Source organism: Peptoniphilus harei, from assembly GCF_900454685.1.
In the GTDB taxonomy this organism is placed as follows: Bacteria; Bacillota; Clostridia; order Tissierellales; family Peptoniphilaceae; genus Peptoniphilus_A; species Peptoniphilus_A harei.
The window spans coordinates 1,464,684-1,477,414 of record NZ_UATM01000032.1; the positions used below are offsets into that span (position 1 = coordinate 1,464,684).

A 12,731-nucleotide genomic window follows, 5' to 3' on the forward strand; every position below is an offset into this window, starting at 1 on the left:
GGTACTCTTTGATTTTCTTTCTTGCTAATATTGTAGTTTTCTCTTTCTATTAGACCATGTTTTCTTTTTACTTGTGCAATATATAGACTTGAAACCTTTAGTCAATATTTATCCAAAACATACTTTTTAATTTCTCTATAAGTTGCATCTTTTGAAAAGTCAATTTCAGACAATTCATCTTCGCCTATTTCTAGATCTAAATGATGTTCTGTATTTAGTTTGGACAATAAAGCTACCGTCTCCACATGGCCTGAGTGGTCAGTATGGATAAAACTAACAAATTTTCAAAAGCTTCGTATGTGGGAATATGTTAATAACTATATAATAAAAATGTAGCCTATTAAAACAGACTACATGACTAATAATTTATTTAGTTAATCCACAACTAATAGGGCAATAATCAAAATTATTTGTATCACGCTGATTATATTTTTGACTATCATAGCCTAAGTGATGGTGATCTATCAATAATGGATAAAGTGTATTACCTACTTTCCCACATATAACTCTTACTGAACCATTTAATCCTAATTGATATAACTCTAAATCTTCAAGTTGTCCAGTTCCATATTCTATTCTATCTATATTATTTTTAGACTTATCTGCTTCAGACTTAATTTCTGATAAATTTAACAGCTCAGGATGAATATTTTTGATAACTTCAATATATTTACCCTGAGCTTCTTTACCATTTTCTTCATTTATAGAATGACAATGCGGCATTCTCTGACCCCAGTTTTTATAAACATAAGGTATTAACGTATATATTATATACATTAAATTATTTACAAATTCCTCTTCTGTTTCTGTATAAGTTGTTATATCTTTTCCTCTATAGCCTCTTATCCAATTTTTATAAGACATAGAAATAACTAATTCTTCTTTCTTCAAAGGCGTTTTTACCTTTTTAACGTTATTTTTAGGACTTGTATTATTTCTAATTCTTTTACTTTTCTTGCCCAATTTAGTCCTCTTCCATTTGGCCTAAATAGTACTCAAATATAATTCTATCATCAATAGAATCGTAACCATTTTCAAGTGGACTCAAATCCCCTCTTGCACTTATCCAAGGTTCTTCTTGATGGGTAATACTTTCAAGTTCGTTTGCATTATATTGACCATACACATCCCATACTTGATTGAGCACATCAAGAGTATCCTCATCAAACTCGTTTTCATCAATTTCTTGCTTTGGAACTTCATTAAATTTATAGTCTCTATATTCTTGATAAATTGAATTTACAACAGGACCATGTACCCAGGCTTTGATTTCTTCATCAAATAATCTATTATTTAAATATTCAACGCTATCGTTCATTAGAGTAAGATACCATGAATACGCATAATACACTAATTTTTGTATCTTCTTAGGAGACATTGATTCCTTACTTAAAAACCATTTTGCAATTTTCTTAGCATCCATTTTTAATACCTCCTCTTATCTAAACTATACCACATTTTGAAGAAAAAATATATTGCTTATAAAAAAATTTATGGTTTTGAATATAATTATTAGACGCATACTTTTTCTATATGTGTCATTATAAAATGACACGACTTGGTCCGCATTTTACTAAGAGGCGTGTCGGGTACTGTTATTTTTAATGTATATTTACTTTTTATCCTTGTCAATTTTCTATTTCAACTTCAAGTCCTGATTTAAATACTACTTTTAAATTTTCTTCATAAACCACTATCTTCTCTATAAGTTTTCTTCCCAAGTCTTCATCGTATCTTTCTATTTCTAATTCCTGATTTTCTAAAAACTCTTCTAATTCCATTAGTCTGCTTTGTTCATTCTTCTCTTCCGCCATATTTAGGAGTATCTTTTCTTTTTCATTCCTTAATTCTTCCACTCTGTCTGCAAGGTCTGTGTAGTTCTTCTTGGCATTAGCAACTTTTAAAAGTTCTTCTTGAACGGCCAGCATTTCTTTTTCTATTTCTTCTATTTCACTACTTCCATCATCTGTGATGGCTTTTTTTATATTCTCTTTTATTATTTCTTTTAATTCACTGCTTTCCGATATAAGCTGATTGATGACTTCTACGACCGCCTCTTGTAGGTCTTCTTCCTTAATAGTTCTAGCATGGCAGGCATCTGGTCCTTGGGTTACTCTTGTACAGCATCTCCAAACAGTATATTTCCTTCCTCTGTTGTTCCAAGCAATTCTCCTGTAAATATCTCCACATCTAGAGCAATAGACAATACTTGAAAGTGCGTATTTACTCGAATAAATTCTTCTTTTCCCTTTGCCACTCACCTTATTAGCTCGTCTATCCATTTCTTCCCCAACTCGCATGAAGATTTCTTTTGGTATGATGGCTTCATGGCTATTTTCTACATAATATTGAGGTGCTATTTCATCATCTTTTACTCTTTTCTTATTTAGAAAATCCACTGTGTAGGTCTTTTGTAAAAGGGCATCCCCCATATATTTATCATTGGTTAAAATTTGATTGAAGTTTGATACATGCCACTTCTTATTTCCTGCTCCATTTACTATCTTGTCTTTCTCTGGTCCTTCCTTAATATCTCGTAGGCTTGCTCGTTCTAAATATTCTCTGTAGATCCTTTTTATAATCTTTGCTTCTTCAGGAACTATGACAAGTTTTTCCTCTTCGTCTTTTGTGTAGCCTAAGAACCTATTATGATTTACTTGGACTTGCACTTGTTGAAATCTATATTGAATGCCTAATTTCACATTTTATAAAAAAGACTGACTTTCCTGTTGAGCAAGAGATGCCATAATGGTAAGGAGGACTCTCCCTTATGGTGTTATAAGTGCGCCCTTGTAAACAAGAGACTATTCCTCTATGTCCGTTTCTTCCTCTTGTGTTTCTGTATTTTCATTTTTCCTTTCTTTTTTATTCGCAATAATTTCTAAGATTTTTTGATTTATTACCTCTTTGATATTTGTGAATGAGATTAGTTGATAAAGTTCTTCTTTGGTTAATTCTTAGCTTTCGGTAAAAATACTTTCAAATACTCCTCCTTTTTCATAAAGCCGTCTATCTCTCTTTTTTCGTGCTTCCTCTTTCTGCTGACTGATGAGCTTCTTTCTTTTATTTTGTAACTGACTGATTTCTTCTTTTGCCATTAAAATTTTTCTTCTATGTCTTTAATTTTCTTTGTCCTTTCTTCTTGATTTTGAGCAATAAAAAAACAGTAAACCGATTTGATTTACTGCTTCGCGAATTGCTATCTTGTATCTTTTATTTGGTTATTTGAGTTTAATAAACTGGTATTCATAAATTACTATCTAACCATGTTTTTAGTTCATCAAAACTGTAATCTCCTTTTAACGCTATTCCATCTTTAATAATTGAATTCTTACATTCCTTTTTGTAATCTTCAATCATTCTCCCAAAACCACCTCCGTCATGCGTGCAAAACGGAACAATTGTCTTTCCACTTAAATCAACCGTTCTTAAAAACGATAGCACGGGTGGGGCAAAAGTTTTAAGCCAATTAGGAGAACCAATAAAAACCACCTCTGCATTTTCAATAGTTTCCGCCCCTTTAATAAGAGGTGGGCAATATTCTTTTTCAATTTCTTCTCTCACTTCTTTTACAGCTGTATTATATGAGAATGAATAGGGCTTTTGTGGCTTCAGCTCTCTCAAATCCCCGTCAGTAATCAACGCAATATCTTCTGCTAATCTTCTTGTTGTTCCTGAAAATGAATAATATACAACCAAAGGACTCATTATAATTATCTCCTTAATTCAATTTAATTACTATTATATCATTTTTATTATATGATGAGTATCCTAAAATTATCCATCTTGTTCACTCCCCTAAAATATATATAGTGTCTACACACCCTGTAATAATCTACACTTGAACCGTTCCCAAAAGGTGTTTTCCAAATAGAAAAATGGCTTTTAAGATTTATCCTAAAATCCTAAAAGCCATTGATTTCAAAAGTCTAATAACCTATAATCTTATTTTCTTGACAACAAACAAATTGATTCCACATGTGCCGTATTTGGAAATAAGTTTACTAAAGAAATTTTTTCTACTTTATAGACTTCTTTTAATGATTTTAAGTCTCGTGTTTGGGTTGCTGGGTTACAAGATATATAGACTAATCTTTCTACTGGATTTTCTTTCAAAAAGTTTACTAGTTTTTCATCTAGGCCTTTTCTTGGTGGGTCTACTATAATTTTATTTGGAGAAATTTTTTCTTCTTCCCAAAGTTTTTCTATGCTTTCTTCGGCTGGACCATACACGAATCTAGCCTTGATGTTATTTTTTTCTGCATTTTCTCTTGCATCATCAACAGCACTTTCAACTATTTCTATGCCTATAACTTCAGGACCTTCCTTAGCAACTGAAAGTGAGATGGATCCAACACCACAATATAGGTCAAATATTTTATCATCTTTGTTTGGATCAAGATAGTGTATTGCCTTCTTGTATAGTTTTTCTGTTGCTAATCTATTGATTTGGAAGAAAGATTCTGGAGAAATTTTATAATTTATCCCAAGGAGTTTTTCTTCTATTGTGTCATCGCCATAAATTTTTTCGAACTCTCTTGAGTAGTGCCTTCCATCTTCCTTATTGTAGTTCAGGTAGATTGATTTAACTCCTGCATCTATAAGATCAGGTAAGATATCTTTTATTTCTAATCTTCCCTTTTTACTAACAAGTATTAAAAGAAGATCTCCCTTATAATTTGTCCTAATTCCTATTCTCTTTAGGTCTTTGAGTTTTTTATAGCCCCACATTATTTTAAGAACTTCATTTGCAGAATCTTTTTGCATAATGCAGTTTTTAATAGGAACTATGTCCTTAGAATTTTTTGCAAAAATCCCGATTTTCTCATTCTTAACCTGGAACTGCATATTGTTTCTATAATGATGTTTGTCTGGAGAATCTATCACTTCTTCAACTTTTAAATCAAGCCCAGCAAGTCTACTTAAGTTTTTATTAACTTCTGCTTCCTTCCAAGCTAATTCTTTTTCATCAGAATAATTGAGAAAGTCACATCCACCACAATCTTTAAAATAAGGACAGGGGGATTCCACTCTGTCCTTAGATCTTTTTAATATTTTTAAAATTTCTCCCTTAAAGAAGTTTTTCTTTTTCTTGGTAATTATAAACTCTACTTCATCGCCAATTACTCCCCCATTTAAAAATACTGGGCTTCCATTGAGCTTGGTCATGCCAAGTCCCTTGAAGTCAAAGTCTATAATTTCTCCTGTAAATTTATTTTCTGCCATGTTTCAACTCTATTTTTGTATCGTAAATATTTATCTTCCTATTTTTGTAAAGATTTCCCACTGCTCTTTTGTAGGCTTTCTTGCTAAGTCCTGTTATATCTTTTATAAGTTCTGGGTCTGACTTATCTCCTATTTCTAAAACTCCATTGTTGTCTTCAAGAAGTTCCAAAATTAAGTCTGCATCAGCATCAATTTGCTTATAGGCCTTTTCTCTTAGGGTCAAAGTTATAAAACCTGTTTGAAGGATTCTTTGAACTCTTGCCTCTACTTCTTCTCCAACTTTATAAATTCCCTTTATTTCTTCAATTGGAATCATTCCATCGTACTTGTTATCTATAGCAACAAAAGCTCCTGGCCTTCCTATGCTATAGATTGTTCCCTTGACAATGTCGTTTACCTTAAAGTTTCCCTCTGTGCTTAGCTTATCCTTAATATTCATTGTAAGGGCTAGCCTGTCGCTCTTGTCGTGGTAAAGATAAAGAAGATATTCATCTCCAACTGTTAATCTTCCGAAGGATTCTTTAAAAGGCAAGAATATATCTTTGCCAATTCCATTGTCTACAAAGTAACCAACTTTTGCTTTATCAACAACCTTTAATTTTTTTAAATCACCAACTTGAGCATAGGGTCTTTTTAAAGTTGCCTCAAAGTCTTCGTGAATGTTATATACAAAGGCCTCAACTTCTTCTCCTAATTTTAAATTTTCTCCCTCGCCTCTAGCAAGAAAGATTCTCTCACCATCTTCATCTTTTAAACTTACTCTGCCGTCTTTTTTTGACGCAACTGTCAATTTTTGTATTTTTCCTAATTCCATGCCTTCTCCTCTATTATTTCTCTTCCAATCTCTGTCATGCCTTCATACAAATCGTCAATAATTCCATAATCTATATCTTTTAAAACATCTATACCATAATAAATAAAGGCTGGATGTTTTAATAAGTTTAAAAATATTTCATAGGCCCTTCTTACTTCCCTAAGATTGTAATACTTAGTCATGAGCATTCCAAATTTCACGCACTCTTCATTTCTGGAATCTCTCATTAGTAAAATTGAAAGACCAATTAACTTGCTTTCATCAAATTCTATTTTTTGAAGTAAAAAAGTCAAGAAATTTCTCTCAGCTTCTAAGGCTCTTTTATCCTTAAAAAAATTTTCGAATTCTTCTATTGCCTTAGCATCTCTAAGATAATAATCATCAAGAGCCTTGTTTAACTCTCTAGTCTTTATATGATTTATTTTTTCTTCTCCCTTTAAAATACTGAGTTCATAAGATCCATTAGATAATTTTAAATCTTTAATATTAGAAAGTTTTTCTAAATCAAAATTATTCTCTAAAAGTATTTTATATATCGACTTCTTTTTCTTAAATATATCAAATATTCCCATAGGCTTATTTTATCACAAATCCAAGTCTTATAATACGTAAAAGCTAATCTGCATTTTTAATATTTTGGCTTGTTGTTAATATAATTACTTATTTCTATAAACTGATCTAAGCTTCTAAAAACTTGAAATACAGCTGAACGAATTGCAAACTCTTCATGGTCTTTAGGAAGCTTCATCATGTGGAAGTGATCCTTTAAGTAATCTATTCTCTTCTTAACTTTTATCATGTCTCCATCTTCTGTTAGGTTCTCAGATGTTTTAATCAAGATATCTGAGATATATTTGCCATCAGAATATTCTGGTGGAATAGTTTTTAAATCATAATACATATCTTCCAAGAGGTTCATTTCCCTTTCTCTTAGATGAAGGTTGTAGAGCATTTCTCTACTATTTTCTATCATATTATCATTTTCAATTACTGCAAGATCTACTGCCTTCTTTATGTCCTTTTCCAACACTGAGATCTTGTCTTCATAAAGTTTTACATCTAAATTTTCCACTAGGGATTTACCGAACATATTTAAGATAGCTTTCATATCTTCATCAATACTTGCCACTAAAGAATTTAGCTGGTCTTGACTATTTGGTGCGTAAAAGTTAGTAAGCATTGCAAAGCCTGTTCCTATAAAAACAAGAGCCATCTCATTTAATATAATTGTAGAATTTATTTCTCCAAAGGCTAGCAAGTGTGTAACTATTACACTTGATGGTCCAAGACCTAATTCAATTTTTAAAAGAAAGGACACTGGTACAAATATTAATAAGTAAAGTCCAAAAACCCATGTTGCATAACCAAGTTTCTCAAATGCAAGTCCTCCTATGACAATGGCTATTACAGCTGATAAAGTTCTTTTAAGTCCTCCTTCAATAGTTGCCTTTCTAGTTTCAAATATATTTAATATTGCAATTATTCCTGCAGCAGATGCACATTCAAGAGAAAGTTCTTGAGCAACAATTATTGCTAAAAGAGATGCCAGAGCTGTTTTTATAGTTCTAATAAGTATTGTCTTATTCATACAGACCTCCTTTTGTATAAGTATACCATTAATGCTTGCAAAAAAATAAGAGCCTAGGCCCTTATTAATTCTTATTATCCCTTCTTTTTATCTTTAGATTTTTTTGAGTCCTTTGACTTCTTACTACTTTTGTCTTTATTGTTGTCTTTATCATTATCATCATCATTATTTTCAGAAGAAGTTCCTGTTCCAACTACTAAGACCTTGCTCTTTGGAACGTAGTAAGATTTTGAAATTTCTGATTTTTCTAAGACTTCACCATTTTTAATAATTTCTTTATAAGTCTTGTAGGAATAACCTCTTTTACCACTTTCCTTTACCACTGTTTCTCCTTCTGGTATAGAATCAGAATAAGTTGTCTTGACATCAGGACTTACTACCCCAAGCCTTTCAGGAATAATCTTTACTTCATAATCTCTGTCAGCAGAATTTCCCAAAACTTTAAAATCTAATTTTTCTCCATTTGCTTCTGATAATATTATAATGGGATTGTTTGTATTATTTTTAAATTTTAGATCTTTGTAGCCTCTTGCTACTGCAGCATCAGTCCCAAGATCAACATAGTTAATTGGTCTAGAGTGATTGTGTCTTTCTACAATTTCAAGGTCAGATAAAATAAGTGAATTATACAAGGTTGTTGAAACTTGGCATATACCTCCGCCAATTCCATCTTCATATTCTCCACCAACAATAACTGTGGCATTTTTAAAACCAGTTTCCTCACTTATTTCACCAACAGTATCATTGAAGGAAATTTCTTGGCCTGGCTTTAGTTTCATATTATTAAATTTTTCGGATGCAATTTTTATGTTTTCTTTCCTATTTTTTATTGAAGATGAGTAATCTGTATTAAAATCTCCTAAAATTTTGTCTATTCCCTCATAATAACTTGATGTGATTTTTGGATCTGTATCGTAAACTGGAAGTTCAATCTTTTCTTTATGAAGCATGTCTTGATTTAAGAGTTCTTTTGCTTCATTTAAGTCAAGATACCTACCAGTTTCAGATTTTGCTATACTCATTGTTCCATCTTCATTGAAAATTGGATGGGCATCACTAGGTTTTTTGTAGATTTCTCTTGCAAGATTTGTAAGGACTGCATCCTTTTTAAGATCGTCAAAGTTTGAATCAGCCATAATATTACTCTTAAAAATTAAACTAGATAAAATATCCAAATAATTATTAACAAGTCCCTTACTTCTTCCTAGGTCATAGGCCCTATTAACAGCCTCTTCTGTATTTAGACTATATCCAAAGTCTCTAAGCGGAATAGGAAGCTCTTTATCTCCATAATAAAAATCTATATTTTTATTTTTTATCTTTTCATCAGTGGCAATTTTTACTTTCTTAATAGCTTCTTCTTTAGATAGGTTAGATACATCAACATCTTCTACCCTTATTCCCCTGTATATGCCCTTATTTAAGGACTCACTAGTAAAATACATTATAGAAATAAAAAATAGCATTAAAAAGATAGCAAGCCCAATAAGAACTTTTTTATTTATATTAAAAAATTTATTCCTTAAAGTTTTCATTTAAGTTATTACCCCTCATAATACCTACATAAGTCTTTGATAGTGCACTCTTGGCACTTTGGACTTCTTGCAGTACAGCATCTTCTTCCGTGAAATATAAATAAGTGATGGGCCTTGGTCCACCTATCTTTATCAATTTTATTTTGCAGAGCCTTTTCTGTTTTCTCTACATTGTTTTCATTTACAAATCCTATTCTATTAGAGACCCTAAATACATGAGTGTCCACAGCTATAGCAGGCACTCCAAAGCAAGTTGAAGCAACGACATTGGCTGTCTTCTTTCCAACCCCTGGTAACTTCATTAGGTCCTTAATGGTTTCTGGAACTTCACCATTAAATTCTTCCAATATTACATTTGAAGATGCTTTAATATTCTTAGCCTTGTTCCTATAAAGGCCACATTCTTTGACAAGACCTTCTAAAGTTTTTATATCCATATTGGCAAAGTCTTCTGGCTTATTATATTTTTTAAACATTTCTCCAGTAACCTTGTTGACTCTCACATCAGTACATTGAGCTGATAGGATAGTTGCAACTAAAAGCTCAAAGGGACTAGTGTGTTCAAGTTCGCACTTGGCATCTGGATAAGTCTCTTCTAATATATCGAGACACTTATCTGCCTCTTCGTGACTTAAGATTCCTTTCATCTTTATTCCCCTTACTTTTATAATATCTCTCTATTAATATTTATTATTTCAATTTCACTATAGGAGTCAAAAAAGTTTATAACTTTTTCAATAGTTTCCTCAACAAGTCTTTGATCATTAGAAATAGTTGAGAAGGCAATGATAGATTTTTGCCACTTATCATGTTCTCCTACTTCTGCAATTGAAATGTTAAATCTGTTCTTTGACTTTTCAATAATACTTTTAACTACAGACCTCTTTGACTTTAAAGAGTTTGCATTAAAAATATAAATTTCGCAAGTGCATATTCCTATTATCATAATAGTTATTATAACATGAATAATATTTTCTTTTTATCCCCAAATTTTTTTATTATTGGTAGTTTCAAAATCTCTAAAAGATTTTACTTCTATTACATGGAAATTAAATAAATTATATGTTATATTTTAATCGCGGAAAGCCGCAAATATAATATTTTAGGAGGAATCATGAAAAAGATTACTTTAGTCTTGACTCTTTTTCTAGGTGTACTACTTCTAGCATCTTGCTCTAATGGCAACAAGGCAGGAGATAGTGATAAGAAGGGTGAAGAAAACACACTAAGAGTAGCAATGTCTACAGACATTGATTCGCTTGATCCATTTAAAATGACAGCAGGTGACACTGAAACAATTATGGACCAAGTTTTTGACGGATTATTTGACGTAGACACAGAAGGAAATTTGATTCCTGATTTAGCAGAGAGTTATTCTGTCTCAGAAGACGGAAAAACCTATGACTTTAAGTTAAAGAAGGATGTATATTTCCACGACGGTAAGGAGTTTAGCGCAGAAGATGTTTTATACACTTATGATGCTATGGCAGGTTTGACATCAAAGGAACCTCTATCTTCTAAGTTTTCAATTATTGAAAAGATTGACTTAGTAGATGACTATCACGTAAGGGTTCATTTAAAGGAAAGACAAAATGGTTTTATCTATTTAACTTTAAGACCAATTGTGGAAAAAGATTATAAAGATAATGGAACAAAACCAATTGGAACTGGTCCTTATATGTTTGAGTCCTACACTCCTGGCGAAGGTCTAAGACTTAAAAAGTTTGAAGACTACCACGACAAGGACCACATAGCTCACTTTGAAAATGTTGAGGTTATAAAAATAGCTGACAGACAAACTATGATTATGGCTCTAAAAAATAATGACTTAGACCTAGCAGACCGTATTAGTTCAGAAGAAGCTAGTCAACTTGAAGATGCTTGTAATATTAATAGTTTTCCACAAAACCTTGTGCAAGTTATGGGATTAAACAATGACTTTAAGGCTTTCCAAGATAAAAATGTAAGACTGGCACTTAACTATGCAATTGATAGGGATGAAATTATTAACACAGTAGCTGAGGGTAAGGCGACAAAACTATTTTCATCTTTCTCACCAGCCCTAAAAGAATACTTTGAAGATCTTGGAGAGTATTATCCATACGATCCTGAAAAAGCAAAGGAACTTTTAAAAGAAGCTGGCTACGAAAATGGTCTTTCATTTAAACTAACTGTTCCAAGTGATTACAAGTACCACATGAATACAGCTGAACTTATCCAAGCACAACTTCATAAGATTGGAGTTGAAACTACTATAGACCCAATTGAATTTTCAACTTGGCTAACTAAGGTATACAAGGATAGGGATTATGAAGCAACAGTTGTTGGATTTATAGGTTATTTTGATCCAATTCAAATTCTTGGCAGATATACTTCAGAAAATCCAAAGAACTATATAAACTTTAAGTCAGCTGAATTTGACAAAGCTATTTCAAAAGCAGAAAAAGCTACTACTAAAGAAGAAGAAATTCAAAGTATCAAGGATGCACAAAAAGTTCTTGCAAAAGATGCTGCATCTGTATTTATAGCTGACCCAGCAAACAATCAAGCACTTAGAAAGGGCTTAACTGGTCTAAACCAATACCCTATTCAAAAATTAAATCTTGAGGATGTAAAATTAGAAAAATGAGTAAAATGATTATTAAAAAGCTTATATCCCTTTTTCTTACATTGTTTTTTGTAAGCCTAATAATTTTCTTTGTCTTCCAAGTCCTACCTGGAAATCCAGCAGAGATAATTTTAGGAACAGAAGCGGATGAAGCTCAAGTTCTAGCTCTTGAAAAAGAGCTGGGACTTGATAAACCTATATTAGTAAGATATGCAAATTGGATTAAGGACATACTAAAATTAAATATGGGCACTTCTTTAAAATATCAAGTTCCTGTTAAGGATCTTTTTTTTAAGAAACTTCCAGTTACCCTATATTTAACATTTTTTTCCTTGTTCCTTTCACTTATAATTGCCATACCCCTATCAATTCAAATTACAGCAAAATCAGACAAGTGGTATGCATCAATAATAACTGCAATTACCCAACTTGGAATTTCTATTCCATCTTTTTGGCTTGCCTTTTTATTGATTTATCTATTTGCTGTTAAGCTAGGTTGGTTTAAAACCTTATCTTACAACGCAATGAGTGGAAATTTTTTCCAAAAGCTCTACAATTTTTTCCTTCCTTCTCTTGCCATTGCAATACCAAATATTGCAACAATAATAAGATATATGCAATCTGCAATCTTAGATGAAATTAACAAGGACTATGTAAGGACTGCCAGGATGAAGGGACTTTTGTTAAAGGATATCCTATATAAGCACGTACTTAGAAATGCACTTGTACCAGTTATAACAATTATTGGCATTAGTATTACTTCAAGTATTGGTGGAAGTCTTGTGGTGGAAAATGTCTTTTCACTGCCAGGTATTGGATCACTTATTGTCCAATCTATTTCTTCTAGGGACTTTCCCCTAATCCAATCAGTTGTTTTTGCTGTTGCCTTTATGGTTATAATCATAAACTTAATTGTAGACATTCTTTACAGAATTGTGGACCCAAGGATAAGAGGTTAAT

General features: G+C 31.9%; 15 protein-coding genes. 2 read left to right on the forward strand and 13 right to left on the reverse strand.

Features of this window, described 5'->3' with window-relative positions; translation table 11 throughout:
- Window positions 1-101: 101 nt before the first annotated feature.
- The 13 genes from DRZ96_RS11760 to DRZ96_RS08385 all read right to left on the reverse strand — a co-directional run bounded on the left by DRZ96_RS11760 (window position 102) and on the right by DRZ96_RS08385 (window position 10,109).
- On the reverse strand, window positions 102-227 hold the full coding sequence (locus DRZ96_RS11760) for a hypothetical protein (protein WP_256584829.1): 126 nt from the start codon (window positions 225-227) through the stop codon (window positions 102-104).
- 139 nt (window positions 228-366) lie between these two features.
- The gene (locus DRZ96_RS08330) at window positions 367-963 is read right to left on the reverse strand and encodes a hypothetical protein (RefSeq protein ID WP_112890283.1); all 597 of its coding nucleotides are present in this window, start codon (window positions 961-963) and stop codon (window positions 367-369) included.
- Between the two features lies 1 nt (window position 964).
- Complete coding sequence (locus DRZ96_RS08335) at window positions 965-1,423, reverse strand: Panacea domain-containing protein (RefSeq protein WP_112890284.1); 459 nt, start codon at window positions 1,421-1,423, stop codon at window positions 965-967.
- A 205-nt stretch (window positions 1,424-1,628) separates the two neighbouring features.
- Complete coding sequence (locus DRZ96_RS08340) at window positions 1,629-2,669, reverse strand: recombinase family protein (RefSeq protein WP_236587186.1); 1,041 nt, start codon at window positions 2,667-2,669, stop codon at window positions 1,629-1,631.
- A gap of 288 nt (window positions 2,670-2,957) precedes the next feature.
- Window positions 2,958-3,098, reverse strand: a complete 141-nt coding sequence (locus DRZ96_RS12530; protein WP_456107186.1) for a hypothetical protein — start codon at window positions 3,096-3,098, stop codon at window positions 2,958-2,960.
- A gap of 148 nt (window positions 3,099-3,246) precedes the next feature.
- Entirely contained in the window at window positions 3,247-3,708 is a 462-nt protein-coding gene (locus tag DRZ96_RS08350) for a flavodoxin (RefSeq protein ID WP_112890285.1), read from the reverse strand.
- Window positions 3,709-3,945: 237 nt separating this feature from the next.
- On the reverse strand, window positions 3,946-5,226 hold the full coding sequence (rlmD, locus tag DRZ96_RS08355; protein WP_112890286.1) for a 23S rRNA (uracil(1939)-C(5))-methyltransferase RlmD: 1,281 nt from the start codon (window positions 5,224-5,226) through the stop codon (window positions 3,946-3,948).
- Window positions 5,213-6,040 carry a CvfB family protein gene (locus tag DRZ96_RS08360; RefSeq protein WP_112890287.1) on the reverse strand — a complete coding sequence of 276 codons (828 nt, stop codon included), beginning with the start codon at window positions 6,038-6,040 and terminating at the stop codon, window positions 5,213-5,215. The genes rlmD and DRZ96_RS08360 overlap by 14 nt, the downstream gene beginning before the upstream one ends.
- Window positions 6,031-6,612, reverse strand: coding sequence for a hypothetical protein (locus DRZ96_RS08365; protein WP_112890288.1), 582 nt, complete (start codon window positions 6,610-6,612; stop codon window positions 6,031-6,033). Before DRZ96_RS08365 ends, DRZ96_RS08360 begins: the two co-directional genes overlap by 10 nt.
- Window positions 6,613-6,668: 56 nt before the next feature.
- Entirely contained in the window at window positions 6,669-7,628 is a 960-nt protein-coding gene (locus tag DRZ96_RS08370) for an aromatic acid exporter family protein (protein WP_112890289.1), read from the reverse strand.
- A 74-nt stretch (window positions 7,629-7,702) separates the two neighbouring features.
- Window positions 7,703-9,163 carry a VanW family protein gene (locus DRZ96_RS08375; protein WP_112890290.1) on the reverse strand — a complete coding sequence of 487 codons (1,461 nt, stop codon included), beginning with the start codon at window positions 9,161-9,163 and terminating at the stop codon, window positions 7,703-7,705.
- A gap of 8 nt (window positions 9,164-9,171) precedes the next feature.
- A complete protein-coding gene (gene nth / locus DRZ96_RS08380; RefSeq protein WP_112890291.1) occupies window positions 9,172-9,810 on the reverse strand; it encodes an endonuclease III in 639 nt (212 codons plus the stop codon).
- Window positions 9,811-9,827: 17 nt separating this feature from the next.
- Window positions 9,828-10,109 carry a DUF503 domain-containing protein gene (locus DRZ96_RS08385; RefSeq protein WP_112890292.1) on the reverse strand — a complete coding sequence of 94 codons (282 nt, stop codon included), beginning with the start codon at window positions 10,107-10,109 and terminating at the stop codon, window positions 9,828-9,830.
- A gap of 168 nt (window positions 10,110-10,277) precedes the next feature.
- Here DRZ96_RS08385 and DRZ96_RS08390 point away from each other — a divergent pair, with 168 nt between their 5' ends.
- Window positions 10,278-11,792 (forward strand): ABC transporter substrate-binding protein, encoded by a 1,515-nt coding sequence (locus DRZ96_RS08390; RefSeq protein WP_112890293.1) that lies wholly within the window; start codon window positions 10,278-10,280, stop codon window positions 11,790-11,792.
- A complete protein-coding gene (locus DRZ96_RS08395) occupies window positions 11,789-12,730 on the forward strand; it encodes an ABC transporter permease (protein ID WP_112890294.1) in 942 nt (313 codons plus the stop codon). Before DRZ96_RS08390 ends, DRZ96_RS08395 begins: the two co-directional genes overlap by 4 nt.
- Window position 12,731: the final 1 nt, after the last annotated feature.